This window comes from Plantactinospora sp. A48, from assembly GCF_055793945.1.
In genome coordinates, this window is sequence record NZ_JBTIXF010000046.1 from 26,918 (window position 1) to 53,376 (window position 26,459).

The 26,459-nt window shown below is 71.7% G+C and carries 24 protein-coding genes and 2 pseudogenes; 16 read left to right on the plus strand and 10 right to left on the minus strand.

Features of this window, described 5'->3' with window-relative positions; translation table 11 throughout:
- The first annotated feature begins 63 nt into the window (after positions 1-63).
- Complete coding sequence (locus ACXN5W_RS21505; protein WP_473160142.1) at positions 64-1,191, plus strand: GNAT family N-acetyltransferase; 1,128 nt, start codon at positions 64-66, stop codon at positions 1,189-1,191.
- 122 nt (positions 1,192-1,313) lie between these two features.
- Here the strand turns inward: ACXN5W_RS21505 and ACXN5W_RS21510 are convergent, their stop codons facing one another.
- The 3 genes from ACXN5W_RS21510 to mshB all read right to left on the minus strand — a co-directional run bounded on the left by ACXN5W_RS21510 (position 1,314) and on the right by mshB (position 3,305).
- The gene (locus tag ACXN5W_RS21510) at positions 1,314-1,778 is read right to left on the minus strand and encodes a hypothetical protein (RefSeq protein WP_473160143.1); all 465 of its coding nucleotides are present in this window, start codon (positions 1,776-1,778) and stop codon (positions 1,314-1,316) included.
- A gap of 76 nt (positions 1,779-1,854) precedes the next feature.
- Positions 1,855-2,277, minus strand: a complete 423-nt coding sequence (locus tag ACXN5W_RS21515) for a hypothetical protein (protein ID WP_473160144.1) — start codon at positions 2,275-2,277, stop codon at positions 1,855-1,857.
- A gap of 11 nt (positions 2,278-2,288) precedes the next feature.
- A complete protein-coding gene (gene mshB, locus ACXN5W_RS21520) occupies positions 2,289-3,305 on the minus strand; it encodes an N-acetyl-1-D-myo-inositol-2-amino-2-deoxy-alpha-D-glucopyranoside deacetylase (RefSeq protein ID WP_473160145.1) in 1,017 nt (338 codons plus the stop codon).
- A gap of 216 nt (positions 3,306-3,521) precedes the next feature.
- On the opposite strand from mshB, the gene ACXN5W_RS21525 reads away from it, so the two are divergent.
- The 8 genes and pseudogenes from ACXN5W_RS21525 to ACXN5W_RS21560 form a co-directional block, all read left to right on the plus strand.
- The gene (locus ACXN5W_RS21525; RefSeq protein ID WP_473160146.1) at positions 3,522-5,687 is read left to right on the plus strand and encodes a prolyl oligopeptidase family serine peptidase; all 2,166 of its coding nucleotides are present in this window, start codon (positions 3,522-3,524) and stop codon (positions 5,685-5,687) included.
- A 201-nt stretch (positions 5,688-5,888) separates the two neighbouring features.
- Positions 5,889-6,443: a Uma2 family endonuclease gene (locus ACXN5W_RS21530; protein WP_473160147.1), complete on the plus strand. Its 555-nt coding sequence runs from the start codon at positions 5,889-5,891 to the stop codon at positions 6,441-6,443.
- Between the two features lie 94 nt (positions 6,444-6,537).
- Positions 6,538-7,974 (plus strand): TldD/PmbA family protein, encoded by a 1,437-nt coding sequence (locus ACXN5W_RS21535; protein WP_473160148.1) that lies wholly within the window; start codon positions 6,538-6,540, stop codon positions 7,972-7,974.
- Between the two features lie 8 nt (positions 7,975-7,982).
- Complete coding sequence (locus ACXN5W_RS21540) at positions 7,983-9,434, plus strand: TldD/PmbA family protein (RefSeq protein ID WP_473160149.1); 1,452 nt, start codon at positions 7,983-7,985, stop codon at positions 9,432-9,434.
- Positions 9,435-9,754: 320 nt separating this feature from the next.
- Positions 9,755-10,576, plus strand: coding sequence for a hypothetical protein (locus tag ACXN5W_RS21545; RefSeq protein ID WP_473160150.1), 822 nt, complete (start codon positions 9,755-9,757; stop codon positions 10,574-10,576).
- A gap of 13 nt (positions 10,577-10,589) precedes the next feature.
- Positions 10,590-12,527, plus strand: coding sequence for a fumarate reductase/succinate dehydrogenase flavoprotein subunit (locus tag ACXN5W_RS21550; RefSeq protein ID WP_473160151.1), 1,938 nt, complete (start codon positions 10,590-10,592; stop codon positions 12,525-12,527).
- Positions 12,527-13,315: pseudogene (locus ACXN5W_RS21555) on the plus strand (succinate dehydrogenase/fumarate reductase iron-sulfur subunit); the annotation flags it as partial. The gene ACXN5W_RS21550 and the pseudogene ACXN5W_RS21555, both read left to right, overlap by 1 nt.
- Positions 13,316-13,393: 78 nt before the next feature.
- Positions 13,394-13,642 (plus strand): annotated as a pseudogene (locus ACXN5W_RS21560) (succinate dehydrogenase/fumarate reductase iron-sulfur subunit); the annotation flags it as partial.
- A 141-nt stretch (positions 13,643-13,783) separates the two neighbouring features.
- Here the strand turns inward: ACXN5W_RS21560 and ACXN5W_RS21565 are convergent.
- On the minus strand, positions 13,784-14,179 hold the full coding sequence (locus ACXN5W_RS21565; RefSeq protein WP_473160152.1) for a (deoxy)nucleoside triphosphate pyrophosphohydrolase: 396 nt from the start codon (positions 14,177-14,179) through the stop codon (positions 13,784-13,786).
- A 273-nt stretch (positions 14,180-14,452) separates the two neighbouring features.
- Between ACXN5W_RS21565 and ACXN5W_RS21570 the strand changes: the two genes are divergently transcribed.
- Together ACXN5W_RS21570 and ACXN5W_RS21575 are read left to right on the plus strand one after the other, a co-directional pair.
- Positions 14,453-14,761: a 4a-hydroxytetrahydrobiopterin dehydratase gene (locus ACXN5W_RS21570; protein ID WP_473160153.1), complete on the plus strand. Its 309-nt coding sequence runs from the start codon at positions 14,453-14,455 to the stop codon at positions 14,759-14,761.
- A 72-nt stretch (positions 14,762-14,833) separates the two neighbouring features.
- On the plus strand, positions 14,834-15,196 hold the full coding sequence (locus ACXN5W_RS21575; RefSeq protein ID WP_473160154.1) for a PH domain-containing protein: 363 nt from the start codon (positions 14,834-14,836) through the stop codon (positions 15,194-15,196).
- 12 nt (positions 15,197-15,208) lie between these two features.
- Here ACXN5W_RS21575 and ACXN5W_RS21580 read toward each other — a convergent pair whose 3' ends face one another.
- From ACXN5W_RS21580 to ACXN5W_RS21590, 3 genes are read right to left on the minus strand one after another with little or no spacing between them, the layout of a single operon-like run.
- Entirely contained in the window at positions 15,209-15,865 is a 657-nt protein-coding gene (locus ACXN5W_RS21580; RefSeq protein ID WP_473160155.1) for an ABC transporter ATP-binding protein, read from the minus strand.
- On the minus strand, positions 15,862-16,746 hold the full coding sequence (locus tag ACXN5W_RS21585) for an ABC transporter ATP-binding protein (protein WP_473160156.1): 885 nt from the start codon (positions 16,744-16,746) through the stop codon (positions 15,862-15,864). The genes ACXN5W_RS21580 and ACXN5W_RS21585 overlap by 4 nt, the downstream gene beginning before the upstream one ends.
- Positions 16,743-19,799, minus strand: a complete 3,057-nt coding sequence (locus ACXN5W_RS21590; protein ID WP_473160157.1) for an FtsX-like permease family protein — start codon at positions 19,797-19,799, stop codon at positions 16,743-16,745. Before ACXN5W_RS21590 ends, ACXN5W_RS21585 begins: the two co-directional genes overlap by 4 nt.
- A 197-nt stretch (positions 19,800-19,996) precedes the next feature.
- On the opposite strand from ACXN5W_RS21590, the gene ACXN5W_RS21595 reads away from it, so the two are divergent.
- The 4 genes from ACXN5W_RS21595 (at position 19,997) to ACXN5W_RS21610 (ending at position 23,205) form a co-directional block, all read left to right on the plus strand.
- Entirely contained in the window at positions 19,997-20,650 is a 654-nt protein-coding gene (locus ACXN5W_RS21595) for a class I SAM-dependent methyltransferase (RefSeq protein WP_473160158.1), read from the plus strand.
- 105 nt (positions 20,651-20,755) lie between these two features.
- Positions 20,756-22,144, plus strand: coding sequence for an MFS transporter (locus ACXN5W_RS21600; protein ID WP_473160159.1), 1,389 nt, complete (start codon positions 20,756-20,758; stop codon positions 22,142-22,144).
- A complete protein-coding gene (locus ACXN5W_RS21605) occupies positions 22,141-22,641 on the plus strand; it encodes a DinB family protein (RefSeq protein ID WP_473160160.1) in 501 nt (166 codons plus the stop codon). The genes ACXN5W_RS21600 and ACXN5W_RS21605 overlap by 4 nt, the downstream gene beginning before the upstream one ends.
- A gap of 237 nt (positions 22,642-22,878) precedes the next feature.
- Entirely contained in the window at positions 22,879-23,205 is a 327-nt protein-coding gene (locus tag ACXN5W_RS21610) for a hypothetical protein (RefSeq protein WP_473160161.1), read from the plus strand.
- A gap of 32 nt (positions 23,206-23,237) precedes the next feature.
- On the opposite strand, the gene ACXN5W_RS21615 is transcribed toward ACXN5W_RS21610, so the two are convergent.
- Positions 23,238-23,735 (minus strand): GNAT family N-acetyltransferase, encoded by a 498-nt coding sequence (locus ACXN5W_RS21615; protein ID WP_473160165.1) that lies wholly within the window; start codon positions 23,733-23,735, stop codon positions 23,238-23,240.
- A gap of 170 nt (positions 23,736-23,905) precedes the next feature.
- Here ACXN5W_RS21615 and ACXN5W_RS21620 point away from each other — a divergent pair, with 170 nt between their 5' ends.
- On the plus strand, positions 23,906-24,511 hold the full coding sequence (locus ACXN5W_RS21620; protein WP_473160162.1) for a Uma2 family endonuclease: 606 nt from the start codon (positions 23,906-23,908) through the stop codon (positions 24,509-24,511).
- Between the two features lie 73 nt (positions 24,512-24,584).
- Here the strand turns inward: ACXN5W_RS21620 and ACXN5W_RS21625 are convergent, their stop codons facing one another.
- Together ACXN5W_RS21625 and ychF are read right to left on the minus strand one after the other, a co-directional pair.
- Positions 24,585-25,196 (minus strand): hypothetical protein, encoded by a 612-nt coding sequence (locus ACXN5W_RS21625; RefSeq protein WP_473160163.1) that lies wholly within the window; start codon positions 25,194-25,196, stop codon positions 24,585-24,587.
- Between the two features lie 35 nt (positions 25,197-25,231).
- A complete protein-coding gene (gene ychF, locus ACXN5W_RS21630; protein ID WP_473160164.1) occupies positions 25,232-26,317 on the minus strand; it encodes a redox-regulated ATPase YchF in 1,086 nt (361 codons plus the stop codon).
- Positions 26,318-26,459 lie beyond the last annotated feature (142 nt).

Consider the following 26,459-nt stretch of genomic DNA (forward strand, 5'->3'; position numbering starts at 1 on the left):
AAGCCACGCCGCGATCTCCCGCGACGAGTAGAGCCTAGTATCTCGCCCGGAAGGGAGTCGATTGTGCTCCGGCCACAGGACGTGGGTCACCGGATCGTGGTCCGGCGGATCGCCGGAACGCGCGACGGACGCACCCTCTTCACCGACCTCCTCGGCGAACTGACCGAGCTGACCAACAGCCACCTCACCCTGCTTACCACGCGCGGCGGGGTCCGCGTACCCCTGTCGGAGGTTCACCGCGCGAAGCGGGTGCCGGCGGCGCGGCGGCCGGGCGCGGCGGAGATCGCGGAGGTCGAGCGGGCCGCCGACGAGAGCTGGCCGGCGCCGGTCCGGGACCGGCTCGGCGACTGGGTGTTGCGGGCGGCGGGCGGCTGGACCAGCCGGGCCAACTCCGCCCTGCCGGTGGGCGACCCCGGTCGGCCACTGACCGCCGCGATCGACGCGGTGGAATCCTGGTACGCCGAGCGGGGCCTGCCGGCGCTGGTCAACGTGCCACTGCCGCTGGCCACCCCGGTGTCGGCAGAGCTGGATCGCCGGGGCTGGGGCGCCCGGCCACCGGTCCTGGTCCAGACCGCCGCGCTGCGAACAATCCGGGCCGCCACACCGGGCCTCACCGTCCGCGCCGCCGACGTCGGCTCCCCCGGCCCCGATTCCCCCGCCCCCGATTCCGCCGGCCCATCGGCGGTCGGCCCGGATCCCGCCAAACCATCGCCCACCGATCCGCGGCCTGGGTCGACGGTCGGCGGTTCGACCCTGGCCCCGGGGATCGTGATCGGGCTGCGCGCGGCACCGTCGGACGCCTGGCTGGCCCTGGTCACGAGTCGCAAGGGCGGCCTGCCGGCGGCAGCGCGGCACGTACTGACCGCCGTGGACCGGGTCCGCTTCGCCGAGGCGTACCCGGAGGGTTCCGACGACGGCCCGCTGGCCATCGCCCGGGGAACGGTCACCGGCGACGGACGCTGGTTGGGGCTGAGCCTGGTCGAGGTGGTTCCGGCCGCCCGCCGCCGTGGGCTGGCCCGGCTGCTGGTCGGGACCCTTGTCGACTGGGCCGTCGAGTCGGGGGCCACCGACGCGTTCCTCCAGGTGGAGGAGCGCAACGCGGCGGCCGTCGCGCTCTACCGGTCGCTCGGCTTCCGCACCCAGCACCGGTACGTCACCCGTACGAGTGACGGTGCGGGCGAGCCGGGGTAGGCCGCTGACCCCGACACGGTGCGGCGTTCCACCTGGATTCGATGGGAGCCCGCACGCCCGACCGCGTTAAGAAGGGGCCCCTCCTAGACCGAAAGCGATAAGAAGGGGCCCTTCCTTTCAGGTCAGCGGCGGACGACCCGGCGCGGTTTGGCCTGCCGGACCTCGGCGAACCGCTTCAGCGACTCCGACCGGTGATCGAGGCCCAGGGCGGTCAGCACGAGATATCCGAGCAGCGCGCCGAGCGCGCTACAGCCGACGTACAGCCAGATCTGCGAGAAGAACTCGCCGGCGCCGTTCGCGAACGGATAGCTGCCGCTGATGAGCGGGCCGACGAAAATGGTCAGGGCCATCGCCACCAGTACGGCGACCGCCACCTCACCGGTCCAGCGGGCCAACGGCCAGCGCCGCCCCCAGCGGAAGGCGACGACGGCGAGGATGAGCCCCAGCACCCCGAACATCGCCAGCGAGATCCGATCCGACATCTCGGTGTCGTTGTCGAACCCGAACCGGGTCACCAGTCGGGCCACCACGTTGACCGCGAACAGCACAGCAGCGAGCAGCGCGATCGGCCGCCATCGTTCCTTCATCACATGTTCCTCCGCAGCGCATCCTGGTGTTCAGATATGTACCACTCGATGCTGGGAGGTTCATTAATACGTCCGGTCAGGGTCGGGGCGGCACCATCAGCCGGTACGCGGCCACGGCGAACGACACCGCCCCCGCGAAGATCATGACGAGTCCCACCCAGTTGTTGCCGGCGAGCAGGAAGTCCCCCTCGCTGGTACCCCCCGCGGCCACCACCATCAGCGCGAACCAGGGCACGGCCGGCAGCGCCACGGCCCAGCGGCGGCCCACCGCGCGGTAGGCGAACCAGCTCAGCGCCACGTTCGCCAGCACCGCCATCGGGATCGACATGCCGATCAGGTGGCCGGCGATCCGGACGGCCGCGAACATCAGCTCGATGAACCCGGTGACCAGGGCGGCGACGACCGCCACGAGCCCACCGGCGACCCGCAGCAGCCGGTCGACCAGCACCGACGGGCGGTTCGGCTCGGCCGGCGGCGGTGTCTCGGTCGGGGCGGACATCGACGGGAGCCTCACCGGGCGTAGGCGTTCGGGAGGGCCCCGGCGGCCGGGCCGCCACCTGTCCCCGGGTCCGCGCCACCGGCTGCGTCCAACGGGCCGGCGCCACCGGTCACGGCGTCGGCGGCGTCCGGGGCCGTCGGGTCCGGGGCCGTCGGGTCCGGGGCGATTCCGGCGAACAGGTCGCTCTCCCAGCCGTACGGGCCGGAGCCCGGCCCCCGCTCACCAACCGCGAGCGTGTAGTACTCGACACCCATGAACTCGGCCCCGAAGTTGCTGGCCACGACGTACAGCCACGAGTTGTCGGGGATCTGGGTTGCGTGGGCCCGCATCGCCGCCTCCTTGGCCGCGCTGACGTCCGTGCCGTCGATCCGGGCCGCGATCTCGTGGTCGGGCGTGCCGAACGGCAGGTCCTCGGGGCGTTCGGCGCCGGCGAACGGATTGTCCGACGAGTCGGCGAAGGTGGCCATCCCGGCCGCCAGCACGCTGCGGGGCAGCGCGGTCCAGTAGACCTTGGCGGGGGCGCAGCCTTCGGCCCTCGCCAGTTCCGCCGCGCGCATCGCCACCCGGTGCGCCTGGATGTGGTCGGGGTGTCCGTAGAAGCCCTGCTCGTCGTACGTGATCATCACCTGCGGACGGACCTCGCGGATGATCTCGACCAGGTGTCCCGCCGCCTCGTCCAGGTCGGCCCGCCAGAACGCCCTCGGGTGGTCGTTCGTCGGCAGCCCCATCATCCCGGAGTCCCGGTACCGGCCGGCGCCGCCGAGGAACCGGTGGTCGTCCACGCCCATGGCCCGACACGCCTCGGCCAGCTCCCCGATGCGGTACCCACCGAGCTGGTCGGCCTCCCCGGCGGCCAACCCGGCCAGCTCGGGTACGTGGATCTCACCCTCCTCGCCGAGGGTGCAGGTCACCAGCGTCACGTGGACGCCGAGCGCCGCGTAGTGCGCCATCGTGGCGCCGGTGCCGATCGCCTCGTCGTCCGGGTGGGCGTGGACCAGGAGCAGCCGCTGCCGGGCGGGATTCGTCACGTCGACACTGTACGCGGAGCCGACCGGGAGTCACCGAACACCGGACCCGGCGTCACCGCGCCCGGACCAGGAGCCGGCACGAACCGGACCAGGACCGGCACGGGTCGGAGTCGGACCCACCGGCCCGGTCCCGGACCAGGAGCCGGTGCCGGCCCGACCGGGCGGACGATCGCGGAGCCGGCCCCACGCCCGAGCGCCCGGACCTACGATCGCGGCATGGAGTATCCGGAGCTGGCGGTCCGTACCCGCCGCTGCACCCGCGGCGCCCCACGGGCGGTGACGGTGGTCGGCGACGGTTCCCGGGTGCTCTTCCTGCGCTCCGCCGGTCCCGAGGACGCGCCCGCGGCGCTGTGGTCGTTCGAGGTGGCGACCCGGACCGAACGGCTGGTCGCCGATCCGGTGCGGCTGCTGTCAGACCCGCCGGAGCGGCCGGGCGACCCCGGGTCCGCCGGCATCGAGCGGTACGTCGCGGACCCGGCCGGCCAGGTGGCCGTGTTCGCGCTGGCCGGCCGGCTGTTCCGGGCCGACCTCCGGCACGGGGATGTGGTCGAGGTACCGACCAACGGCCCGGCCCTCGACCCACGGCCGGATCCCACCGGCCAGCGGATCGCGTACGTGCTGGCGTCGCAGCCGGACTCCGGGCCGGGCGGTGACCAGCTCCGGGTGATCGATCCGGACGGCTCCGACACGCTGCTCGGCGGCGAGGACGGCGGGGTGAGCTGGGGGGTCGCCGAGTTCGCGGCATCCGCCGACTTCGACCGCCGGCGCGGGTACTGGTGGGCCCCGGACGGGCGCTCGGTGCTCGCGGCCCGGGTCGACGAGTCGCGGCTGCCCCGCTGGCACCTGGCCGACCCGGCGCGTCCGGACCGGTCGCCGCGGGTGCTGGCCGACCCGGTGGCCGGCGGTCCGAACGTCGAGGTGAGCCTGCACCTGCTGGATCTCGACGGCGGCTGGGTCGACGTCCACTGGGATCGGGAAACCTACCCCTACCTGGTCTCGGTGAGCTGGGTCGACGGCGGGCCGCTGATCACCGTGCTGCGCCGGTTGCAGCAGCACGGTCTGGTGCTGGCCGTGGACCCGCGGACCGGGGAGACGCAGGTGCACGCCGAGCTGGCCGATCCGCGCTGGGTGGAGCCGGTGGCCGGTACCCCGATCCACCTGCCGGACGGCCGCGTGCTGGTCGGTGGCGAGCTGGCGCACGACGGGTACGACGCCCGCTGCCTGTTCGCCGACGGCACGCTGCTGACCCCGCCATCGCTGTACGTCCGGCGCGTGGTCGGCCAGTTGCCGACCTCCGCCGGCCCGCCCGACCTGCTGGTCGAGGCGAGCGAGGGAGAGCCGAGCCAGCAGCACCTGTTCCGGGTGCGTACCGCCATCGGCGGCGGCGGGGTCGACTCCCGGCGCCTCACCGCCGAACCCGGCTGGCACGTCGCGGCCGTGGGCGGTGGCATTCTCGCGGTGGGTACGGCCAGCCTGGACCACCCGGGGATGCGCTGGACGATCTGGCGCAGCGACGGGGAGGAACTGGGCACGCTGCGCTCGGCGGCGGCGGTCCCGCCGTACGCCCCGCAACCGGCCCTCGAACGGGTGACCGACCGACGGCTGCCGGCCGCGGTGCTCTACCCACGCGACCATGTGACCGGTCGGCGGCTGCCGGTGCTGCTCGACATCGACGGGGGTCCGGGCCGGCAGGAGGTGCGCGCCGCCCGTTCCTGCTGGCTCGAACGGCAGTGGTGGGCGGACGCCGGCTTCGTGGTGGTCACCGTCGACAACCGGGGTACGGCCGGGGTGGCGCCGTCGTTCGAGAAGGTGGTCCACCGGCGGCTGGCCGACGTGATCCTGGCCGACCAGATCGACGCGCTGACCGCGCTGGCCGGCAAGCATCCCGATCTCGACCTGGATCGGACGGCGATCCGGGGTCGGGGTTTCGGCGGCTGGTTGGCGGCGTTGGCCGTGTTGCGCCGGCCGGAGACGTTCCGCTGCGCGATCGCTCGAAGCCCGGTCACGGACTGGGCCCGGTACCGTTCCGCGTACGCCGAGCGCTACCTGGGGTTGCCGGACGACAGCGCCGAGGTCTACGCCCACCACTCGTTGCTGGAGTCGGCGGCCGAGCCGCCGGACGACCCGGCGAGCGCCCGGCCGCTGCTGCTGGTGCACCGGCTGACCGACCGGTACGTACCGGCGGCGCACACCCTGCTGTTGTCGGCCGCCCTGCTGTCGGTCGGCCGTCCGCACGCGGTCCTGCCGCTGCCCTCGTCTGCCGGCTGCCCGACCGACGGGCTCGACGACGCGGGTCCCGCCAGCGGCTGCGGCGGACCCGACGACGGTACGTCCGACCGGCTGCTCGCACTGGAACTCGACTTCCTCCGCCGGCACCTGTGACGGCCGCCGGCAGCGCACGAGCCTCCGGCCGGCGCCGGTGAGAGCCACCCCGGGTCCGCCGACCGCGCGGCCCGGGCGTCAGGAAGGGGCCCCTCCTATACAAAAAGCGATAAGAAGGTGCCCTTCCTTTCCGGTCCGTCACCGACGCGAGGACAGCTCGTTGTTGTGGAAGACTCGGCCGGACACCAGTCGGAGGTGAGCATGACCGCGGCGATCTTCGGGCATCCGGGGCCGTGGACCGAGGAGGAGTACCTCACCCTCGGGGAAACGCCGGACCGCGTCGAACTCTTCGACGGGAGCCTGCACGTGACCCCTGCCCCCACACCTCGCCACCAGCGCATCTCGCATCGGCTCAGCGTCGCGCTGGACCCGGGCGCCGACGCGGCCGGACTGCATGTCCTCGAAGCGGTGAACGTCCGGCTGCGGCCGGGCCGGATCCCGATTCCCGATCTGGTCATCACCGGAGACATCGATTTCAACGAGCTGGTGATCGACGCCGCCGCGGTGCGGTTGGTCTGCGAGATCGTCTCGCCGAGCAATCCCTCGGCCGACAAGGTCTTCAAGATGCACCACTACGCCGTCGCGGGCATTCCGTGGTACCTGCTCGTCGAGCAGGACACCGGCGAGCTGCACCTGTACCGCCGCGACGGCGAGCACTACCTGGAGCACTCCGTCACCCGCCGGGGTCAGGTGTTGCGGCTGGTCGAGCCGGTGATGGCGGAGATCGACCCGAACCGCCTGCTGCCACCGGCCTGATCCACCCGGTTCGGCGAAGCTGCCACCCGTTCTGATCCGCCGACTCGGCGAAACAAGATCCACGGAAGCGGGCGGAATCGCATAGGGTCGGTCCATGACCCACTTCGACGTGGCCACCGCCGCGGTGCGGGCGGCGCTCGACGCGGGGGCACGGTACGCCGATGCCCGGGTGATGCACCGCCGCTACGAGTCGATGTCCGCCCGCAACGGCGAGATCGAGGAGCTGACCCAGAACGAGGACGCCGGGATCGGCGTACGGGCGCTGGTCGGCGCGGGGTGGGGCTTCTACGCCGTACCCGATCTGTCGGAGTCGGCGGCCCGGTCGGCGGGTGAGCGGGCCGCGCGGATCGCCGCGGCCAGTGCCGAGGTCCCGGGGCCGGGCAGCGACCTGATCCCGGGCAGCGCGACGGTCGCCTCCTGGTCCTCGCCGTGCCGCGTGGATCCGCTCTCGGTCAGCCTCGCCGACAAGGGTGACCTGCTGGTCTCGGCGACCCGGACGATGAGCGAGCACGGCGCCGACCTGGCCGAGGGGCTCTACCAGATCTGGGACACCCGCAAGTGGTTCGTGTCCAGCGAGGGACACCGGATCGACCAGCACATCCGGGAGTGTGGCGGCGGGATCTGGGCGACCGTCATCGGTGACGGTGAGACCCAGCGGCGCTCCTACCCGAGTCACCGGGGTCAGTACGGCACCAGCGGCTGGGAACTTGTCGACTCGCTCGACCTGCCGGCGCACGCGGCCCGGATCGCCGAGGAGGCCCGGGAGCTGCTGACCGCGCCGCCCTGCCCGGCTGGCGAGACCACGCTGATCCTCGGCGGCGAGCAGATGGCGTTGCAGATCCACGAGTCGGTGGGGCACGCGATCGAGCTGGACCGGATCCTCGGCTGGGAGGCGGCGTTCGCCGGGACCTCCTGGTTGGATCTGCGCCAGCTCGGTGACCTGCGGTACGGCTCGGAGCTGATGAACATCACCATCGACCCCACCATCCCGGGGGCGCTGGGCAGTTTCGGCTTCGACGACGAGGGCACCCCGGCGACGAAGCGCGCGGCGGTCCGGGACGGCCGGTGGGTCGGGGTGTTGGCCGGCCGGGACTCGGCCGCGGTCGCCGGGCTGGACTACGCCGGCAGCGTCCGGGCCGACGGGTGGGCCCGGCTGCCGATGGTGCGGATGACGAACGTGGGTCTCGAACCGGGGCCGCACACGCTGGACGAGATCATCGCGGCCACCGACGACGGGGTGCTGATGGACATCAACCGGTCCTGGTCGATCGACGACAAGCGGCTCAACTTCCAGTTCGGCTGCGAGATCGGCTGGGAGATCAAGAACGGCCGGCGCGGGCGGATGTTGCGCAACCCCACCTACACCGGCATCGGGCCCCGGTTCTGGCAGTCGATGGACATGCTCTCCGGCGAGACCGTGGCCTGGGGAACGCCGAACTGCGGGAAGGGCCAGCCCGGCCAGATCGGGCACACCGGGCATCCGGCGGCGCCGGCCCGGTTCCAGAACGTCCGGATCGGAGTGCGGGGGTGACCGGCGGGATGACGTCCGAACTGGACCTGGCCGCCCGGGTGGTGGAGTTGGCCCGCTCGCTGGGCGGTGCCGACGTGCAGGCCGAGGTGCTGGCCCAGCACACCGCGCTGTCACTCACCCGGTTCGCCAACTCGGTCATCCACCAGAACGTGGCGGACGCGACCACCCGGGTGCGGTTGCGGGTGCACGTCGCCGGGCGTACCGCCGTGGGTTCGACCACGCTGCGGGACGCGGACGGGCTGCGCGGGCTGGTCGAGCGGACCCTCGCGGCGGCCCGGCTCTGCCCGCCGGATCCCGGCTGGCCGGGGTTGGCTCCGGTCGCGCCGGTCCGCTCGGCCATCGGCTTCGACGAGGAGACCGCCGCCGCGGACCCGGCGGAGCGGGCCCATCGGGTGCGGGACTTCGTGGCCGAGGCCGGCGGGCTGGAGACCGCCGGCTACTGCCGGACGGTGTGGCGGTCGGCGGCGTTCGTCAACTCGACGGGACAGACCGCGCAGGCCCGCACCGCCGACGCGGCCATGGACGGCATCGTCCGGTCGGCCGGCGCGGACGGGGTGGCCCGGCTCGCGGGGGCGCGGCTGGGCGACATCGACGGCGCGACGCTCGGCGCCCGGGCCGCCGCCAAGGCGCGTGCCGGGACCGACCCGGTCGAGCTGCCCCCCGGGGAGTACGAGGTGGTGCTGGAGCCGACCGCCGTCGCCGACATCCTGGCCAACCTCGCGTACTACGGCTTCAACGGCAAGGTGGCCAACGAGCGCCAGTCCTTCGCCGAGTTGGGCGCCGCGCAGTTCGACCGCTCGGTGACCCTGGTGGACGACGCCCCGGGCACCCCGGCGTTGCCGTTCGACGGCGAGGGCACGCCGCGGAACCGGCTCGTCCTGGTGGACTCCGGGGTCACCCGGGCGGTGGCACACGACCGGCGGACCGCCGTCGAGGCGGGCGCCGCGTCGACCGGCCACGACGTGACCGGCTCGGCCTGGCCGATGCCCACCAGCCTGCGCCTGGAGCCGGCCCCTTCGGCCGGTCCCCGCAGCGCCGGTGATCCGGCCGGGGCCGGCGGCGATCCGACCGGAGCCGACTCCGCTGCCGGGCCGGCCGGTCCGCCGCCGGCCGAGGTCGCCGGGCCGGCCGCCGACTCCGAGGTGGCCGCGCTGGTGGCCGGGGTACGGCGTGGCCTGCTGGTGACCGACTTCTGGTACACCCGGGTGCTGGACCCGAAGAGCCTGGTGGTCACCGGCCTGACCCGCAACGGCGTCTGGTTGATCTCCGATGGCGAGATCGCCGGACCGGTGCGGAACTTCCGGTTCACCCAGGCGTACCCGCAGGCGCTCGCCCCGGGCGCCGTGCTGGGACTGGGCCGGCACGCCAGCACCCACCCGGACAGTTGGGACAGTGCCTGGTGGACGGCGCCCGCGCTGCGGTTGGCCGGCTGGAACTTCACGGGTGGAGCAGCCGGCTAGGCACCGGACCGGCAGCAGAACCGGCACCGGGACGGCGCCGGAACAGCCGCCGATGAGGGCTGGATAGTGAAATTTCCCACCTTCTATCAACAAATCCGGCGACGACCCTTCCATTGACTGGGCGGCCGGGCCACACTCCCTGCGCGTACTGGCATTTGTGAGCGGCGTAACGTGTGCAACCGAAACTGCCCCGGGTTCCTCGGACGCAGTCCCCGAGCGCGCAGGTGGTCGCCCGGCTGTGGGTCACCGGCCCCGGCGCGTCCGGCGAGAGACACCAGCCGTGCCCGTCAGCCAGACCGGGCCCCGTGAGGGAGAAATAGATGACGACGACGAAGTCGGCTCCGCCGGCGCTGCGACCGGGGTGGGCGCGTCCACGCGCCGCCATCGCGGCGCGGACGCTGCGTACCGACCGCTGGTGGTTCGCACCACTGATCACCGTGCTCGGGTTGAGCGCCTGGGTGGCGTACGCGACGGTCCGGGTGTTCATGCACAAGTGGTACTGGGTCGAGCAGTACCACTACCTGACGCCCTTCTACTCGCCCTGCGTCACCGACCGGTGCGTACCGGACGCCTCGCACTTCGGCTCGTTCCTGCCCGGCTGGTGGATCATCCCCGACGCCGCGCTGACCCTGCCGTTCCTGCTGCTGTTCCGGCTGACCTGCTACTACTACCGGAAGGCCTACTACCGGTCGTTCTGGTTGTCGCCGCCCGCGTGCGCGGTCCCGGACGGGCACAAGACGTACACCGGGGAGACCCGTTTCCCGCTGCTGGGCCAGAACCTGCACCGGTACTTCTTCTACGCCGCGGCGATCATCTCGCTGATCAACACGTACGACGCGATTCTCGCGTTCCAGAGCCCGCAGGGCTTCGGGTTCGGCCTCGGCAACCTCATCCTGCTGGGCAACGTCGTGATGCTCTGGGCGTACACGATCTCCTGCCACTCCTGCCGACACATCATCGGCGGCCGGCTCAAGCACTTCTCCCAGCACCCGGTGCGGTACCGCGCCTGGACGTTGGTGTCCAAGCTGAACACCCGGCACATGCAACTGGCCTGGATCACCCTCGGCACGCTGGCGCTGACCGACTTCTACGTCATGGCCGTGTCCGCCGGCTGGTTCTCCGACCTGCGGTTCATTCACTGAGGGCGCTGACAACATGACCACACGAATCGAACGACACCACTACGACGTCGTCGTGATCGGCGCCGGTGGGGCCGGGCTGCGGGCGGCGATCGAGGCCCGACTGGCCGGCAAGCGTACGGCGATCATCTCGAAGTCGCTGTTCGGCAAGGCGCACACGGTGATGGCCGAGGGCGGCGCCGCCGCCGCGATGGGCAACGTGAACAGCCGGGACAACTGGCAGGTCCACTACCGCGACACGATGCGCGGCGGCAAGTTCCTGAACAACTTCCGGATGGCCGAGCTGCACGCCAGGGAGGCGCCGGCCCGGATCTGGGAGCTGGAGACGTACGGGGCGCTGTTCGACCGTACGAAGGACGGCAAGATCTCGCAGCGCAACTTCGGCGGCCACGAGTACCCGCGACTCGCCCACGTCGGCGACCGCACCGGCCTGGAACTGATCCGCACCCTGCAACAGAAGATCGTCTCGTTGCAGCAGGAGGACAAGCGGGAGCACGGCGACTACGAGGCCCGGATCAAGGTCTTCGCCGAGACGACCATCACCGAGCTGCTGCTGGACGGCGCCGGGCCGGATGGCGCCAGGATTGCCGGCGCGTTCGGCTACTACCGGGAGTCCGGCGAGTTCATCCTGCTGGAGGCGCCGGCCGTGGTGCTGGCCACCGGCGGGGTGGGTCGGTCGTACAAGGTGACCTCGAACTCCTGGGAGTACACCGGCGACGGCCACGCGCTGGCGCTGCGGGCCGGCGCCACGCTGATCAACATGGAGTTCCTCCAGTTCCACCCGACCGGCATGGTCTGGCCGCCCTCGGTCAAGGGCATCCTGGTCACCGAGTCGGTCCGCGGTGACGGCGGCGTGCTGCGCAACTCCGAGGGCAAGCGGTTCATGTTCGACTACGTCCCCGACGTCTTCCGCAGGCAGTACGCGGAGACCGAGGAGGAGGCGGACCGCTGGTACACCGACCCGGACAACAACCGCCGTCCGCCGGAGCTGCTGCCCCGGGACGAGGTGGCGCGGGCGATCAACAGCGAGGTCAAGGCCGGCCGGGGCACCCCGGCCGGCGGCGTCTACCTGGACATCGCCTCCCGGCGCTCCGCCGAGGAGATCCGGCGCCGACTGCCGTCGATGTACCACCAGTTCAAGGAGCTGGCCGACGTCGACATCACGAAGGAGCCGATGGAGGTCGGCCCCACCTGCCACTACGTGATGGGCGGAGTGGAGGTCGACCCGGACACCGCCGCGGCGGCCGGCACGGTACGCGGGCTGTTCGCCGCGGGTGAGGTGTCCGGCGGCATGCACGGCTCCAACCGGCTGGGCGGCAACTCCCTGTCCGACCTGCTGGTCTTCGGCAAGCGGGCCGGCGAGTACGCCGCCGCGTACGTCGACGGGGCCGGCAACCGGCCGAAGGTGCGGACCGCCGACGTGGAGGCCGCGGTGGACACCGCGCTGGCACCGTTGCAGCGGGACACCGGGGAGAGCCCGTACGCCCTCCAGCAGGACCTCCAGGCGGTGATGGGCGAGCTGGTCGGCATCATCCGGCGCGAGGGTGAGCTGGCCGAGTCCCTGACCAAGCTCGCCGAACTGCGCGAGCGGGTGTCCAAGGTGAGCGCCGCCGGCGGCCGGCGGTACAACCCGGGCTGGCACCTCGCGCTCGACCTGCGGAACATGCTGGTGGTCTCGGAGTGCACCGCCAAGGCCGCGCTGGAGCGTCGGGAGTCGCGTGGCGGGCACACCCGGGAGGACTTCCCCGGGATGGACCCGCAGTGGCGCCGGGTGAATCTGGTCTGCTCGCTCGACGGTGACACCGTGCGGTTGGAGCGCAAGCCGCTGCCGGTGATGCGCCCCGAGCTGATCCAGCTCTTCGACCGCGCCGAGCTGGCCAAGTACCTGACCGACGAGGAACTCGTCGATTTCGACGCCCTCGGTTCGGAGCACAGCGCTGAGGAGGCGAAGTAATGGGTACACAGAGTTCGCCCGGCGCGGCCGGCGCATCGGGCAGCAAGCGCCAGTTCCGGATCTGGCGCGGGGACGAGTCCGGCGGCGACCTGCAGGACTACCAGGTCGAGGTGAACGAGGGCGAGGTCGTCCTGGACGTCGTACACCGGCTCCAGGCCACCGACGCCCCCGACCTGGCCTGCCGGTGGAACTGCAAGGCCGGCAAGTGCGGCTCCTGCTCGATGGAGATCAACGGCATGCCGCGGCTGGCCTGCATGACCCGGATGTCGACGTTCGAGGAGAACGAGACGGTCACGGTCACCCCGTTGCGGACGTTCCCGGTCATCCGGGACCTGGTGACGGATGTCTCGTTCAACTACGTCAAGGCCCGCGAGACGCCGGCGTTCGCCCCGCCCGCGGACCTGGCCCCCGGTGACTACCGGATGCAGCAGGTCGACGTGGAGCGCTCGCAGGAGTTCCGCAAGTGCATCGAGTGCTTCCTGTGCCAGAACACCTGTCACGTGGTCCGCGACCACGAGGAGAACAAGACCGCCTTCGCCGGCCCGCGGTACTTCATCCGGGCGGCCGAGCTGGACATGCACCCGCTGGATGCCAGGACCGACCGCAAGCAGTACGCGCAGGCGGAGCAGGGGCTCGGCTTCTGCAACATCACCAAGTGCTGCACCGAGGTCTGCCCGGAACACATCAAGATCACCGACAACGCGATCATCCCGATGAAGGAACGGGTCGTCGATCGACGGTACGATCCCCTTGTGTGGCTAGGTAGCAAGATCTTCCGACGCGGTCAGAACGAGCGTGACCAGCAGGAACAGGACGCCCGGCGCAAGACGGGCGAGTCGGCGGGCGCCTCCGGGCGCGAGCCGGTGAGCCTGCACTCGCACGCCGGGGCGTCCCATGACCCGGGCGCCGAGCTGGAAGCCGAGCGGGGCGTGCACTGGCACCGTCAGGTGCCCCAGCCGCAGGCCGCACCGGTCGACGCCAACGGCCGGCTGCCGCTCACCGAGTTCACCTTCGACCGGCCGGCGGCTCCGTCGCCGTTCGGTGAGGACGTCGAGTTCCCGCTGCCCAGCGACGGGCTCAACTACGCCCACCCGGACCAGGGCGACAAGTCCTGACATCCGGTTCCACCCAGTACCGCGCCGGGGATCGGCGGCCGTCCGGCCGCCGGTCCCCGGTCCGCTTCCGGCCCGTGCGGGCCGGTCGGGACGCCGTGGGCCTGCGTGGGTGAACAGGTGTTCGGGTGGGTGGCCGGGTTGTCAGCCGAGGTCGGCGAGCACCGGACGCAGCGCCGCGACGATCGGCAGGTCGGCGGGCAGCCACGGCACGCTGCCCAGTTCGTCCGCGTCGAGCCAGCGCAGCGCGGCGTGTTCCAGCGGGCGCGGCTGCGTCCCGTCGACCAGTTCGGCCAGATAGACCCGCAGCACCACCCGACCGTGGGCCATCGGAACGTCCGCGCCGATCCGATCGCCCACCCGGATCCGTACGTCCAACTCCTCGACACACTCCCGGGCCAGCGCCGCCGGTTCGGTCTCCCCCGGTTCGACCTTGCCGCCCGGAAACTCCCAGCGGCCGGCGGTCTCCGGTGGACTGGCCCGTTCGCAGGCGAGTACCCGGCCGGCCGAGATGATGGCCGCACCGACCACGACCCTCACGAGCCACACTCCAGGATGCCGTTTTTCTGGCGTTTTCCCGTCATTCGGCCGGTATCAGCGACCCCTCGTATGGCACTTTCGGTTCGCACGGGCGTCAAGGGTGCCAGATCAGTCGCCGGTTCGGGTGCCAATGCGGCCCGCATGGTCAGCGGAACACGGAAGTGTGGGCGTGGACACGTCCACGCCTGATCGACAGACTGAGAGGCATCAAGTAGACAACGGGACGGCGACGATTTGGCCACAAGCCGACAACGAAGCCCGGGAGGTGCGATGATGCGAGCCCTGTGGAGCCGGCCACGGCAGGACCACGTCAGCGACGCGCTGGCCCTGCTCGGTGGTTGGACGCGGGAGGGCTCCCTGATCAAGCGCACCCTCCTGTTGGACGACTCCCAGCACGCCGCGCTCACCGAGCGGATCAAGGTGGCCGCTGACGTCCTGCACCTCCGTCCGGAGATCCGCCGGCTCGACGGCCACACGCAGATCAAGATCTCACCCTGGGACGGCGAGGACATCACGGAACGCGAGGTTACCCTGGCCGCCCGGGTCGAGGACGTCTACCGGTCCTGCACCACACCCTCCTGAGCCTGCCCCGCGCCGACCCGCCCCGGTAGTGGTCGCCCGGACCGGTTGCGATGGCCCTTTAGGCTCGAAAACATGACAGACGTACGCTTCGACCGGCGTGAGCAGCTCCACCAGATCGAGAGCGGCCTGCTCGACGGCGAACAGATCATCGCCGTGTACGACGCGATCGGCGCCGGCACCGGATTCCTCGGCCTGACCAATCGCCGGGTCATCATCCAGGACAAGTCGTTCGTGGGTAAGCGGTACGCCATCACCAGCATCCCGTACTCGAAGATCACCAGCGTGAGCGTGGTCAGCAACAAGTCCTGGGGTGGTTCGTTCTTCTCCACCGGCTCGATCGCGATCGGCGTCGGCGCGCAGAGCTACGAGGTGGAGTTCCGGGGAGCAGAAAAGAGCCACCACGTGCACAACGTGATCCTCCACTTCATCTCCTGACCTTTCCCCGGCCTAACCGCGGACCAACTCCGCCCGGCCGTCCCGCAGGTGCAACTCGGCGTCGCAGCTGGCCGCCGCCTCGGCGTCATGGGTGGCCAGCACGACCGCGGCACCCCGCCGCGCCTCGGCGTGCAGCAGCTCCAGGACCCGCTCGCGGTTGGCGACGTCCAGCTCACTGGTGATCTCGTCGGCCAGCAGCACGTCCCCGTGCAGCGCCAGCCCACGGGCGATGGCCGTGCGCTGCTGCTGACCGCCGGAGAGCTCCTCGACCAGCTGGTCCGCCTGGCCGGACAGGCCCAGCCGATCCAGGTACCCACCGGTGATCCGGCCCGCCTCGACCGGTTCGAGGCCACCCGCGATCAGGGCGACCCGGAGATTTTCCCCGGCGGTGAGGATCGCGGCGAGCCCGTTGTCCTGCGGGACGATGACCACCCGCTGGGCCACGGCATGGTCCCGGTCCCGCAGCGGTACGCCGTCCACGGTGACGCTGCCGGTGGTGGGGCGTAACAGGCCGGCCATCGTCGCCAGCAGGGTGGACTTGCCGGCGCCGGAGGGACCGGTGACGGCGAGTATCTGGCCGGGCCAGGCGGTCGCCGAGACCTCCCGCAGCACCGGGCGGTGGGGGACGTAGGCCACACTCACCCGGTCCACCACGACGGGCCTGGTCAAGACTCCTCCTGAGGGGATTTGACGGGTACGAGCAGCAGGGTGCCATCCGGTCGCGCCTCCACCCGCAGCAGCGTGCCCGGTCCCAGCGAGGCGGCGACCTCGGGCGGCAGGTGCAGCGATCCGTCCCGGCCGAGAACGCTGTAGTCCTCGCCCTGGCGCCCCTCGGCTCCGACCCGGCCGTCCCGGATGGTGATCACCCGCTCCATGCTGCCGGCCACCTCCTGGTCGTGGGTGACCAGCACGACCGTGCTGCCGGCCCGGTGCGCGTCCGCCAGGGCGGTCAGCACCTCACTCCGGGCGTCGGCATCGAGTTGGCTGGTGGGTTCGTCCGCCAGCAGCAGACCCGGTCGGTTGGCCAGGCCGACGGCGAGCGCGAGTCGCTGCCGACCCCCGGGACTGAGCTCGCCCGGGCGGCGCCGGGCGGACCCGGCGAGGCCGACCAGTTCAAGGACCTCCCGGGGCACGGGTACGGCCCGGCCGGCGGGCGCGCCGCGCTGGGCGAACCGGACGTTCTGTTCGGCGGTCAGGTACGGCAACAGGTTGCGCTCGCTGCCCTGCAACACGACTCCGACATCGCCGGCGCGCATCCGCTGCAACTCCACCGGCCCGGCCTTGACCAGGTCGTGGTGGCCCACCCGGAGCCGGCCAGCAGCGGGCTGGAGCAGCCCGGCCAGCAGCGAGAGCAGGGTGGACTTGCCGGAGCCGGACGGACCGACCAGCGCCACCGACTGCCCGGGAGCGATCTCCAGGTCGACCCCGGACAGCGCGACCACGTCGTAGCCCTCCAGCCGGTAGATGTAGACCAGGCCGCGACAGGTGACGCCGAGTGGCTCGGTGCGCGGTCCGAGGTCGGGACCGGAGCTGACGGTGGTGAGGCTCATCGGACCCCCTCCGACTCGGCGCGGCGGACCACCCGGGGCGCCGCGAGCACGATGCCCACGAGGCAGCACCCCAGGACGACCAGGGCTCCCGGCAGCCACAACCCGGCCAGCCGGTACACCGGCCGCAACGCGTCCGGACCGATGCTGACCAGCGGGATCGCCGGGAGCAGCAGCGCCGCCCCGACCAGCCCGGCCGGGACGCCGATCAGGATGGCCACGCCGAACAGGCTCGCGTACTCGCCCCGCATCGCCCGGCGCAGGACCGCCCGGGGTACGCCGACGGTCCGCAGCGCCGCCAGTTCCCGGATCCGGGCACGCACCCCGACGGACGCGGTCAGCAGCAACGTACCGATCGCCAGCAGCACCGCGATGGCAGCGGCCGCGAGGTAGAGGCGCAGGGCCAGCGCGGGCGCGAGGCGACCCAGCTCGGTACGCCGGTCCGCGACGGTGTGTACCGAGACGACCTGGACGCCGTCGGCGGAGAGCCGGGCCAGCAGGTCGGGGTCGGCGGCTCCGGTCGTCCACACCTGGTATTCGACGCCGCTGCTCGTGAACCCGGTCCGGCCGGCCTGGCGCAGGTCCGTCTCCAGGTCGAACAGCATGGCCCGGTCACCGGCGCCGGGCAGCGCGGCGAACCGGTCGGCGACCTGCCAACGGTCGGGCGCGGAGCCGAACCCGGCGAAGTCGAACGTCCCGGCATCCGCGTCCTCGGCGGGCGGCGGGCCGGCGAGCACCACCGGCAACTCCGCCGGGGTGTCGGCGTACTCGATCAGCGGGTCGCTGATCGCCGTGCTGGTCACGGAGATGCGCAGGCCGCCGTCGCCGGGCGCGACCGAGAGCCGTTCGCCCTGCGGCGAGACCGGGCCGGGCCGCCAGGCAAGCCCGTCCGTCAGCCGGGCCTCGACCGGACCGGCGCCGTCCCCGACCGCGTTGACGGTCAGCTCCGCCCGGATCGGCGCGGTGTTACCCGGGAAGTGGCGCACGGTCAGCGCCATCACCCGACAGCCGGCCGGGCAGTCGGTCAGCGCCGCGCTGTACGTGTGCCGGCCCCCGACCAGGTCACCGAGGTCCACCACCCGGGGTCCGCTCCCGCTGTCCAGGACCACCCCCAGCGACATCGGCAGGGCGGAACTGTGCGCGGTGACCGTGGCCGCCACGGTGATCCGTGGACCGCGCAGTCGCAGCACCGGCGCCGTCTCCACGTTGAGGTGCCCGGCGACCGCCGCCGCCGTGCCGGCGTCCCGGCCCGGCCAGAGGGCGATGCCGGGCAGCCGCGCGGCGTCCACGCCGACCAGCACGGTCTGGCCCTCGCCGTAGAACTGGAACCGGCGTACCACCGCCATCGCCCGGTGGCCCGCCGGGTCGGCCGCCCGGACGGCGGCCAGCAGCGTCGCCGGATCCGCCGCGGTCACCCGGTACACCCAGGGCGCGCCCATCGAGGCCCGGGCCGCCGTCTCCCGGTTCCCGGCGGCGACGTCCCAACTGGTCGCCGCGAAGGTGAGCAACGCGACGGCGACCGTGAGCAGCGCGGCCGCCCGCGCGGCGGCCGGCCGGCGGGCGAGCTGGGCGGTGGCCAGCAGCGCCGCCAACCGGCCCTGCGCAGCCGCCCGGCGGCCACGCGCCCGGGCCCACCAGCCGAGGAACCGACCCGCGAGCAGGCCGGCGGCCAGCGCCACCAGGGCGGGTGCCGCGTACGCGATCGGGCTGCTCCGGTCCCGGCCGGCGAGCACCTGGTAGAGGGCGGCGAGGGTGAGGGCGCCGATCGCGGCCTCGATCGCGGCGGCCCGGCGGCGGGCCCGGGGCGGGATCCGGCGCAGCAGTTCCAGCACGCCGGTCCGGAGCGTACGCCGGCCGGCCAGGACGATCGCCACGGCGGCCCCGAGCGGCGCGGCGCCGGCCGCCAGCAGCACCGTCCCGGTCAACTCGGCGCGCACGCCGGCCGCGAGGAACGCCCGAGCGGCCAGCGCGGTGGCGGCCAGCCCGAGGCCCAGTCCGACCGGGGCGGCCAACAGCACCAGCAGCAGCGGCTCGCCCACGCCGAAACCGCCGAGCTGGGCCGGGCGCAGTCCACGCAACCGGCCGAGGGCGATCTCCGGCCCCCGTTCCTCGGTGACCGCGGCGGCGACCACGAACAGCACGAACAGGCAGAGCACGACCAGCGGCAGGGCCACCAGTGGCACGGACCGGGCGATCGCCCGCTGCTGGCGCCGCGCGTCATCCAGAAACCCCGGCAGGCTGGACTCGATGGCCAGGTTCGCGGCGGCGATCCCCGCCCCGACCTCGGCGAGGCCCGCCCGCAGCCCGGGCACGTCGGACAGCCGGACATCGGCGGTACGCAGCGGATACTCCACGGACACCGTGGGCGGCCAGGCGCGGCCGTACAACCCGTCGGTCACCGCCACGAACGCGGTGTCCAGGCTGTACGTGCCGGTCCTCTCGCTGTGGCCCATCCCGAAGTAGAGCCCGCGGCCCCAGTACGGGTCCTGAGCGGTCGCGGTCGGATCGTAGATGCCGGTGACGGTGACCGGCGTGGCCCGGCCGGAGCCGGCACCCGGAACGTTCGGAACGCGTTCCCGCAGTGGCACCCGCCCGCCCACCGACACGCCCAGGAACCTGGCCGACCGGTCGGCCAGCGCCACCTCGCCGGCCCGGGACGGGCAGGCCCCGGCGACCAGCCGCAGATGGGCACACACGTCGCCCCGCCAGACCAGCTGCAGCTGGGTCGGATCCGGCCGACCCGGGACGACCATCTCCAGTTCGACGGCGACCCGCGGCTCGGCCAACCGGCGGGCCAGCGTGGGCGATCCGGCCACCGCCGCCTCGCTGGCCGCCAGCGCGGCACCATCGTCGATCTCCGTGCTACGGGTGACGACGCCCGCCACGGCGGGCTGTTCGGCGGTGAGCACGTCGGTCAGCACCGACTGCTGCGCCGCACGGGTGTAGGCCGGTATGGCCACCGCACTGGCCATGGTGACCGCGATCAGCAGCGCCACGACGACCGACCGACCCGGCCGGTACGCGATCCCACGGACGACCACCCACCACGCTGGCATGTACCACTCCCCGCGAGTCCTGCCCCGAATGCTGCAACGTCGAACCGCCGAGCGGGGGTTGCCGCCGTGTCCGGACCGTTATCCGGATCGGCCTCGTATCCGGTTGGCCTCGGCAGGACTCGCCGACGATTATTGCCTCATCCCGCTGGATCTGATCGGATCCCCCTGGCTCTGATCGGCACGCGGGGAGGGTGGCTATGCCGGAAAGATGGCGGTTGCGGCCAGCGAGGATCGACGAGACAACCGACCGGATCGATCGGCTACGCGCGGCGTACGACCGCGCGGTCGACTACCGCGACGAGCTGGAGAAGACGTCGTGGAAGCTCGCCGAGCGGGCGGCGTTCCTCGACCGGTTACGGGCCGAGGGCCGTACCCGGTTGGTGGAGATCGGCGCCGGCACCGGGCAGGACAGCGAGTTCTTCGCGGCCAACGGTGTCGAGGTGCTGGCCACCGACCTGTCGCCGGAGTCGGTGGAGCGATGCCGCCGGAAGGGCCTGAACGCCCGGACAATGGACCTTCGCCAACCCGACCTGCCGACCGGCTCGTTCGACGCGGCGTACTCGGTCAACTGCCTGCTGCACGTCCCGAACACCGAGCTGGCCGCGGCGCTCGCGGCGGTCGCGTCGCTGCTGCGCCCCGGCGGGTTGCTCTTCCTCGGCCTGTACGGCAGTGACGTCGCGGAGGAGGGCATCGCGCCCTGGGACCGGCACGACCCACCCCGGTTCTTCTCCTGGCGTACCGACGAGCAGATCCAGCGGTACGCCGCGGAGTCCTTCGAGATCGTCGACTTCCACACCGTGCTGACGGACGACATCCACTTCCAGTCCCTCACCCTGCGCCGACCAGCCTGATCGTCGGTGGTGGACGCGGAGCGGCTGGGTTGAGCGGGGACCCTTCCTGTACCGGAAGCGATAGCAGGGGGCCCTTCCTTCCAGGGGGGCGGCTAGGGTCTGGCGATGCGGGTGCGGGGCAGGTCGCTCGGGGCGGACTTCGGCCGACTGTGGCGGGCGTACGCGGTCAGCCAGCTCGGTAGCGCGGTCGGGACAGGCGCCCTGCCGCTGGTCGCCGTCACCATGCTGCACACCAGCACGTTCCAGGTGTCGCTGCTGGCGGCGCTGTCCGGGATCGCCAGCGCGGTGATCGTGCTGCCGCTGGGCGTCCGGATCGACGCCCGTCGCAAACGCCCGGTGATGGTGGCCAGCGACCTGATCCGGTTCGCCGCCCTGGGCAGTGTCCCGCTGGCCGGGGCGCTCGGGCTGCTGACGTACCCGCAACTGTGCCTGGTGGGCGTCATCCAGACGGCCGCGACCATGACCTTCACCGCCGCCAGCGGCGCCCACCTGAAGTCGCTGCTGCCGCCGGCCGACCGGGCCGAGGGCAACGGCCGGCTGGAGTCTGTCTTCTGGCTCACCATGAGCGCCGGCCCGCCGGCCGGTGGCGCCCTGATCGGGTGGTTCGGCGGCACCGTCACCCTGCTGGTGGACGCCTTCTCCTACCTGGTCTCGGCCGCCTGGATCCGCCGGATCCGCTGGCCCGAACCCCCGCCCGCCGCAGCCTCACCACCCGCCCCGACCGCGCCACCCGCTTTGACCTCGCCACCCGCCCCGGCCGCGCCACCCGGTCTGACCGCGCCACCCGCCCCGACCGCGCCACCCGGTCTGACCTCGCCACCCGGCGCGGCCCGGGCCGGGGGCCGGTTCGCCGAGCTGACCGCCGGGTGGCGGTACATTCTCGGCCACCACGACCTGCGGGCGCTGTTCTGGAACTCGATGCTGTTCGGCGGTCCGATAATGCTGACCGCGCCGCTGCTGGCGGTGCTGATGCTCCGCGAACTGCACCTGACGCCCTGGCAGTACGGTGTCTCGCTCGGCCTGCCGTGTCTCGGCGCGGTCCTCGGCTCCCGACTCGCCCCGGCGCTGACCCGCCGGCTCGGCCTGCGCCGGGTGCTGCTGCTGTCCGGGGTGCTGCGGGCGCCGTGGTTGCTGCTGCTCCCGTTCACCCCGGCGGGCACGCCAGGGCTGCTGGTCATCGTGCTGGTCGAGACCGGGATGCTGCTCGGAGCCGGAGCGTTCAACCCGTCCTTCGCGACGTTCCGGATGGCCGCCACCGAGGACCGGGTGATGGCCCGGGTGCTGACCTCGTGGTCGATCGGGTCGAAGATCGCGCAGCCGCTGTTCATCGCCGGCGGCGGGCTGCTCGCGGCGGTCAGCTCCACCCGGTTCGCGCTCGGGGTCGGTGGGGTGTTCTGCCTGGCCAGTGCCCTGGTATTGCCCTGGCGGCCGGCGGACGGCACCGGGAACACGGCGCAGGAAAAGTCGGAAGCGGTTGTTACGGTCGCCGGATGAGCAAGCGGGTGCCCTTCACGGGCGATGAGAAGGAAGTCCTCAAGGTCAGCCTCGATCGGCACCGCGACGTGGTGCTGTGGAAGGTCGACGGGCTCACCGACGAGCAGTTGCGCCGGCCCATGACCCCGTCGGGCACGAACCTGCTGGGTCTGGTCAAGCACCTCGCCGCCGTCGAGTACAGCTGGTTCTGTGACACCTTCGGCCGGCCGACCGAACCACTGCCGTTCGACGACGATGATCCCGACGCCGACCTGCGGGTCGAGCCGCACGAGAGCACCGCCGACATTGTCGCGTTCTACGGCCGGGCCAGGGCCGCGGCGGACAAGGTCATCGACGAGTTGGCGGTCGAGGACCGTGGCATGGCCTGGTTCGGCGAGGCCGTCACGTTGCGCTGGGTGCTGGTCCACATGATCGAGGAAACCGCCCGGCACGCCGGACACCTGGACATCGTCCGGGAGCTGGTCGACGGTGCCACGGGCGACCACCGCGAGCAGTGAGCTTCGGTGGTACCACTCGCGCCCAGCGGGCGGCATGGGTGGCGGCGCGGTGCCAGCCGACGACCCCCGGATTACGTGGCCGCCGGCCGGCCCCACCGGGTGGCGCGGCGCCAACCGACGACCCCCGGAGCGCGTGGCCGCCGGCCGGCCCACCGGGTGACGCGGGTGGGTGGCGTCGCCCGCGACATGGTGCCGATACCGGCTGCCGTCGTCGCTCCGGGCTGCTAGCGTCCGGGCATGACCGGATCAGCGGCGACCAGCAGCGGCACCACCGCGCGGTCGCGGCAGGCGCCGGACTACCACCTGATCGACCGGCCGGATGAGATCACCCACCTCGTCTGCTGCCGTGACGCGTCCTGGCGGGTCGCGTTCTGCGGCGCCGAGGAGACCGAGATCAACCCGGTTGCCGAGGTGATCTGCGCGATGTGCGTCGCCGAGGCCCGGGCCATGCGGCCGGAGTTCGACACCGATGAGGAACTGGTCTGTCCGGTCGACGGCAACCGGTGCCCGAACGAGCCGGAGATCGACGAGCGGATCGCGCGGGAGATCGGCCCGCTGCGCTGACCGGGCGGCGTCCGGCATGGTGATTCCGCGGCTTACCGAGCCGAAGCGTGCAGGTCCAGGAACATCACGTGCAGTCCGACCAGACCGTGCTCGGGGTGGTCGAACGCTTCCGGAACGGTGGCGAGCACCTCGAAGCCCAGCGAGCGCCAGAGCCGTACCGCGGTCTCGTTGGTCTCGACCACGGCGTTGAACTGGATGCTGCGGTACCCGGCCTCGCGGGCCCAGTCGATGACGTGCTCGCCGAGGGCGCGACCGACACCGCGGCCGGAGTGTCGCGGGTCGACCATGAAGCTGGCTGTCGCCACATGGGATCCCCGACCGGGACGGTTGGGACCCATCTTGGCGCTACCGAGAATCGTCGAACCGTCCACGGCCACCACGGTGCGACCCGGCGGCGATTCCATCCACCACCCGCGAGCCTCGTCCAGGGTGAGGTTCTCCGGAAACGCGTACGAATGCCCCGCCGCGACGATCCGGCTGAAGAATGGGTAGATCGCCGGCCAGTCGCTCTCCTGGGCGTCTCTGATCATCACCGGTTCACGGTAGGACCGGCCGGCGACACCGAGCAACACGATTGGGACACTGCACCCGCGACCCGGCCGGAACGTCGAAGCGAACCCGCCCGGATGTCGTCGTGGTGCGACACCGGGACTGCGAAGCGCAGCAGCTCAGGGCCCCCTCACCAACGTAGGGTGACGGCATGACTGCGGTGCCCGAGTGGATGCGGCCGCCTCACCCTGAAGGCTGGTACTCCGAGGATCTCGACAGGCTCGCCGAAGCGCCGCGCCACACCGAATTGATCGATGGAGCGCTCGTCTTCATGCTGTCTCCCCAGCGGGCTTGGCACACCCGGATGATCACCGCGCTGGTGAACTCCCTGACAGCTCAGGCACCGGCGGGCGTCGAGGTCGAGCGGGAGATGACGATCCGGCTCGACAGATGGAACCGTCCCGAGCCGGATCTCCTGGCCACTACCGCCGCTTACGATCCGGACCGCACCTTTTACCCGCCTGAGGAAACGCTTCTGGTGGTGGAGGTGGTGTCGCCGGAGCCGGCGCATCGCGACCGCAACGTCAAGGTACGCAAGTACGCCGAGGCCGGCATCGCGAACTACTGGCGCGTTGAGGACGAGGATGGATCACCGGTGGTCCACGCCTACGAATTCGACGAACCCACTCGGTCGTACGTGCCGACCGGAATTCATCGACACGAGCTGCGCACCACGACGCCGTTCGCGATCGAAATCGACCTGGACAAGCTGGTGCCCGGTCGCAAGGGCCAGGGCGCCGACTCCGCCGGAGGTTGAACCGGAACCTCGCTAGACGTTGAACCGGAACTCGACCGGATTCCGTCGTCGGGCAACATCACGCGGTGCTCTGTCAGCGAAGCCGCAGCCAGTCCGGGATCGTCGGAGAGGGGACCCGCAACGGTCCGTGCCGATCCCGGATGTACGTCGCATAGTCCCGGAAGTGCCGACGGCGCCCCAGGTAGTGCGGGTAGTGGTCGAAGTGCCACCGGCAGGCCTCGATGAACTCTGCGTGATCATCAAGCCAGAGGCGAGCACAGACACCGGCGAACTCGTCCAGAGCGACGAGCATCTCGGCGCACTGCTCGGGCGTCGCGCCATCGGCGCCGTGAAGCACGCCGGCTGGAAGCTCGTGGACCGCGTAACCAAGCCATTGGCGATCATGGTGGTAGCGAGCTTGATCGACGTCCGCCGGGACAACGGCAAGGCTCCGCTCACCCTCCGTCGTCTCCATCCCGTACGGCAGCATCACGACCACCGAACCGCCGTCGACGCTCTCGACTTCCGCCTCAATCCAAAAAGCAGTCGGGAAAGACGAATCAGCCTCTGTGTCCGGCGTCGTGACGACGGAGACCTTCTCGATGATGCGGTGTTCCTGCCCAAGGGCGTCGCGCACGGAAATCTCGACCCAGCCAGGAGGTTCGTCCGAGTGCCAGCGCACCGCTGACACCCTGAGCTTCACCATGGGGCGAAGCCTAGTCGGCAGACGTTGGAGCGGAATCAGACGTTGAACCGGAACTCGACGACGTCGCCGTCCTGCATCACGTAGTCCTTGCCCTCGATGCGGACCCGGCCGGCGGCCTTGGCAGCAGCCATCGAACCGGCGGCGATCAGGTCGTCGTACGACACGATCTCGGCCTTGATGAAGCCACGCTGGAAGTCGCTGTGGATGACCCCCGCGGCCTCCGGCGCGGTCGCGCCCTTCGGGATGGTCCAGGCCCGCGTCTCCTTCGGCCCGGCCGTGAGGTACGTCTGCAGCCCGAGCGTGCCGAAGCCGACCCGGATGAGCTGGTCCAGACCCGGTTCGGACTGCCCGATCGACTCCAGCAGTTCCCGGGCCTCGTCGTCGGGCAGCTCGATCAGCTCCGACTCGACCTTGGCGTCCATGAACACCGCGTCGGCCGGGGCCACCAGGGCACGCAGCTCGTCGAGGAATCCGGCGTTCGCCAGTTCCTCCTCGTCGACGTTGAAGACGTACAGGAAGGGCTTGGTGGTGAGCAGGTGCAGCTCGCGCAGGTCGGCCACGTCGATCCCGGCGTCCCTGGCGCCCGCGTACAGGGTGGTGCCGTTGTTCAGCAGTTCGACGGCGGCCTTGGCGGCGGTGACCATGGCGGCCCGGTCCTTGCGGAGCTTGGCCTCCTTCTCCAGCCGGGGCAGCGCCTTCTCGATCGTCTGGAGGTCGGCCAGGATCAGCTCGGTGTTGATCGTCTCGATGTCGTCGGCCGGGGACACCTTGCCATCGACGTGTACGACGTTCGGGTCGGAGAACGCCCGGACGACCTGGCAGATCGCCGAGGCGTCGCGGATGTTGGCCAGGAAGGCGTTGCCCCGGCCCTGCCCCTTGGACGCGCCACGCACCAGGCCGGCGATGTCGACGAACGACACCGGCGCGGGGATGATCTTCTGTGAGCCGTGGATCTCGGCCAGCTTGGCCAGCCGCTCGTCGGGCAACCCGACCACGCCGACGTTCGGCTCGATCGTGGCGAACGGGTAGTTGGCCGCGAGGACGTCGTTCTTGGTCAGGGCGTTGAAGAGCGTGCTCTTCCCGACGTTGGGCAGCCCGACGATTCCGATGGTGAGACTCACGACCAGCCAGCTTACGCGCCCCTCCGACCCGCCGCGTTGATCATGAGGTTAGCGGCGTTTTTGATCACCAAATCGACCGCTAACTTCATGATCAACCCGGAGGGTGGGGGTGGGGTGGGGGTGGGGTGGGGGTGGGGTGGGT

Bases quoted from the DNA above. Each gene is read 5' to 3' on its own strand.
- ACXN5W_RS21510 (WP_473160143.1), bottom strand. From the start codon at position 1,778: ATGAAGGAACGATGGCGGCCGATCGCGCTGCTCGCTGCTGTGCTGTTC.
- ACXN5W_RS21515 (WP_473160144.1), bottom strand. From the start codon at position 2,277: ATGTCCGCCCCGACCGAGACACCGCCGCCGGCCGAGCCGAACCGCCCG.
- ACXN5W_RS21525 (WP_473160146.1), top strand. From the start codon at position 3,522: ATGGAGTATCCGGAGCTGGCGGTCCGTACCCGCCGCTGCACCCGCGGC.
- ACXN5W_RS21530 (WP_473160147.1), top strand. From the start codon at position 5,889: ATGACCGCGGCGATCTTCGGGCATCCGGGGCCGTGGACCGAGGAGGAG.
- ACXN5W_RS21535 (WP_473160148.1), top strand. From the start codon at position 6,538: ATGACCCACTTCGACGTGGCCACCGCCGCGGTGCGGGCGGCGCTCGAC.
- ACXN5W_RS21540 (WP_473160149.1), top strand. From the start codon at position 7,983: ATGACGTCCGAACTGGACCTGGCCGCCCGGGTGGTGGAGTTGGCCCGC.
- ACXN5W_RS21545 (WP_473160150.1), top strand. From the start codon at position 9,755: ATGACGACGACGAAGTCGGCTCCGCCGGCGCTGCGACCGGGGTGGGCG.
- ACXN5W_RS21550 (WP_473160151.1), top strand. From the start codon at position 10,590: ATGACCACACGAATCGAACGACACCACTACGACGTCGTCGTGATCGGC.
- ACXN5W_RS21570 (WP_473160153.1), top strand. From the start codon at position 14,453: ATGCGAGCCCTGTGGAGCCGGCCACGGCAGGACCACGTCAGCGACGCG.
- ACXN5W_RS21575 (WP_473160154.1), top strand. From the start codon at position 14,834: ATGACAGACGTACGCTTCGACCGGCGTGAGCAGCTCCACCAGATCGAG.
- ACXN5W_RS21585 (WP_473160156.1), bottom strand. From the start codon at position 16,746: ATGAGCCTCACCACCGTCAGCTCCGGTCCCGACCTCGGACCGCGCACC.
- ACXN5W_RS21590 (WP_473160157.1), bottom strand. From the start codon at position 19,799: ATGCCAGCGTGGTGGGTGGTCGTCCGTGGGATCGCGTACCGGCCGGGT.
- ACXN5W_RS21595 (WP_473160158.1), top strand. From the start codon at position 19,997: ATGCCGGAAAGATGGCGGTTGCGGCCAGCGAGGATCGACGAGACAACC.
- ACXN5W_RS21600 (WP_473160159.1), top strand. From the start codon at position 20,756: ATGCGGGTGCGGGGCAGGTCGCTCGGGGCGGACTTCGGCCGACTGTGG.
- ACXN5W_RS21605 (WP_473160160.1), top strand. From the start codon at position 22,141: ATGAGCAAGCGGGTGCCCTTCACGGGCGATGAGAAGGAAGTCCTCAAG.
- ACXN5W_RS21610 (WP_473160161.1), top strand. From the start codon at position 22,879: ATGACCGGATCAGCGGCGACCAGCAGCGGCACCACCGCGCGGTCGCGG.
- ACXN5W_RS21615 (WP_473160165.1), bottom strand. From the start codon at position 23,735: ATGATCAGAGACGCCCAGGAGAGCGACTGGCCGGCGATCTACCCATTC.
- ACXN5W_RS21620 (WP_473160162.1), top strand. From the start codon at position 23,906: ATGACTGCGGTGCCCGAGTGGATGCGGCCGCCTCACCCTGAAGGCTGG.
- ACXN5W_RS21625 (WP_473160163.1), bottom strand. From the start codon at position 25,196: ATGGTGAAGCTCAGGGTGTCAGCGGTGCGCTGGCACTCGGACGAACCT.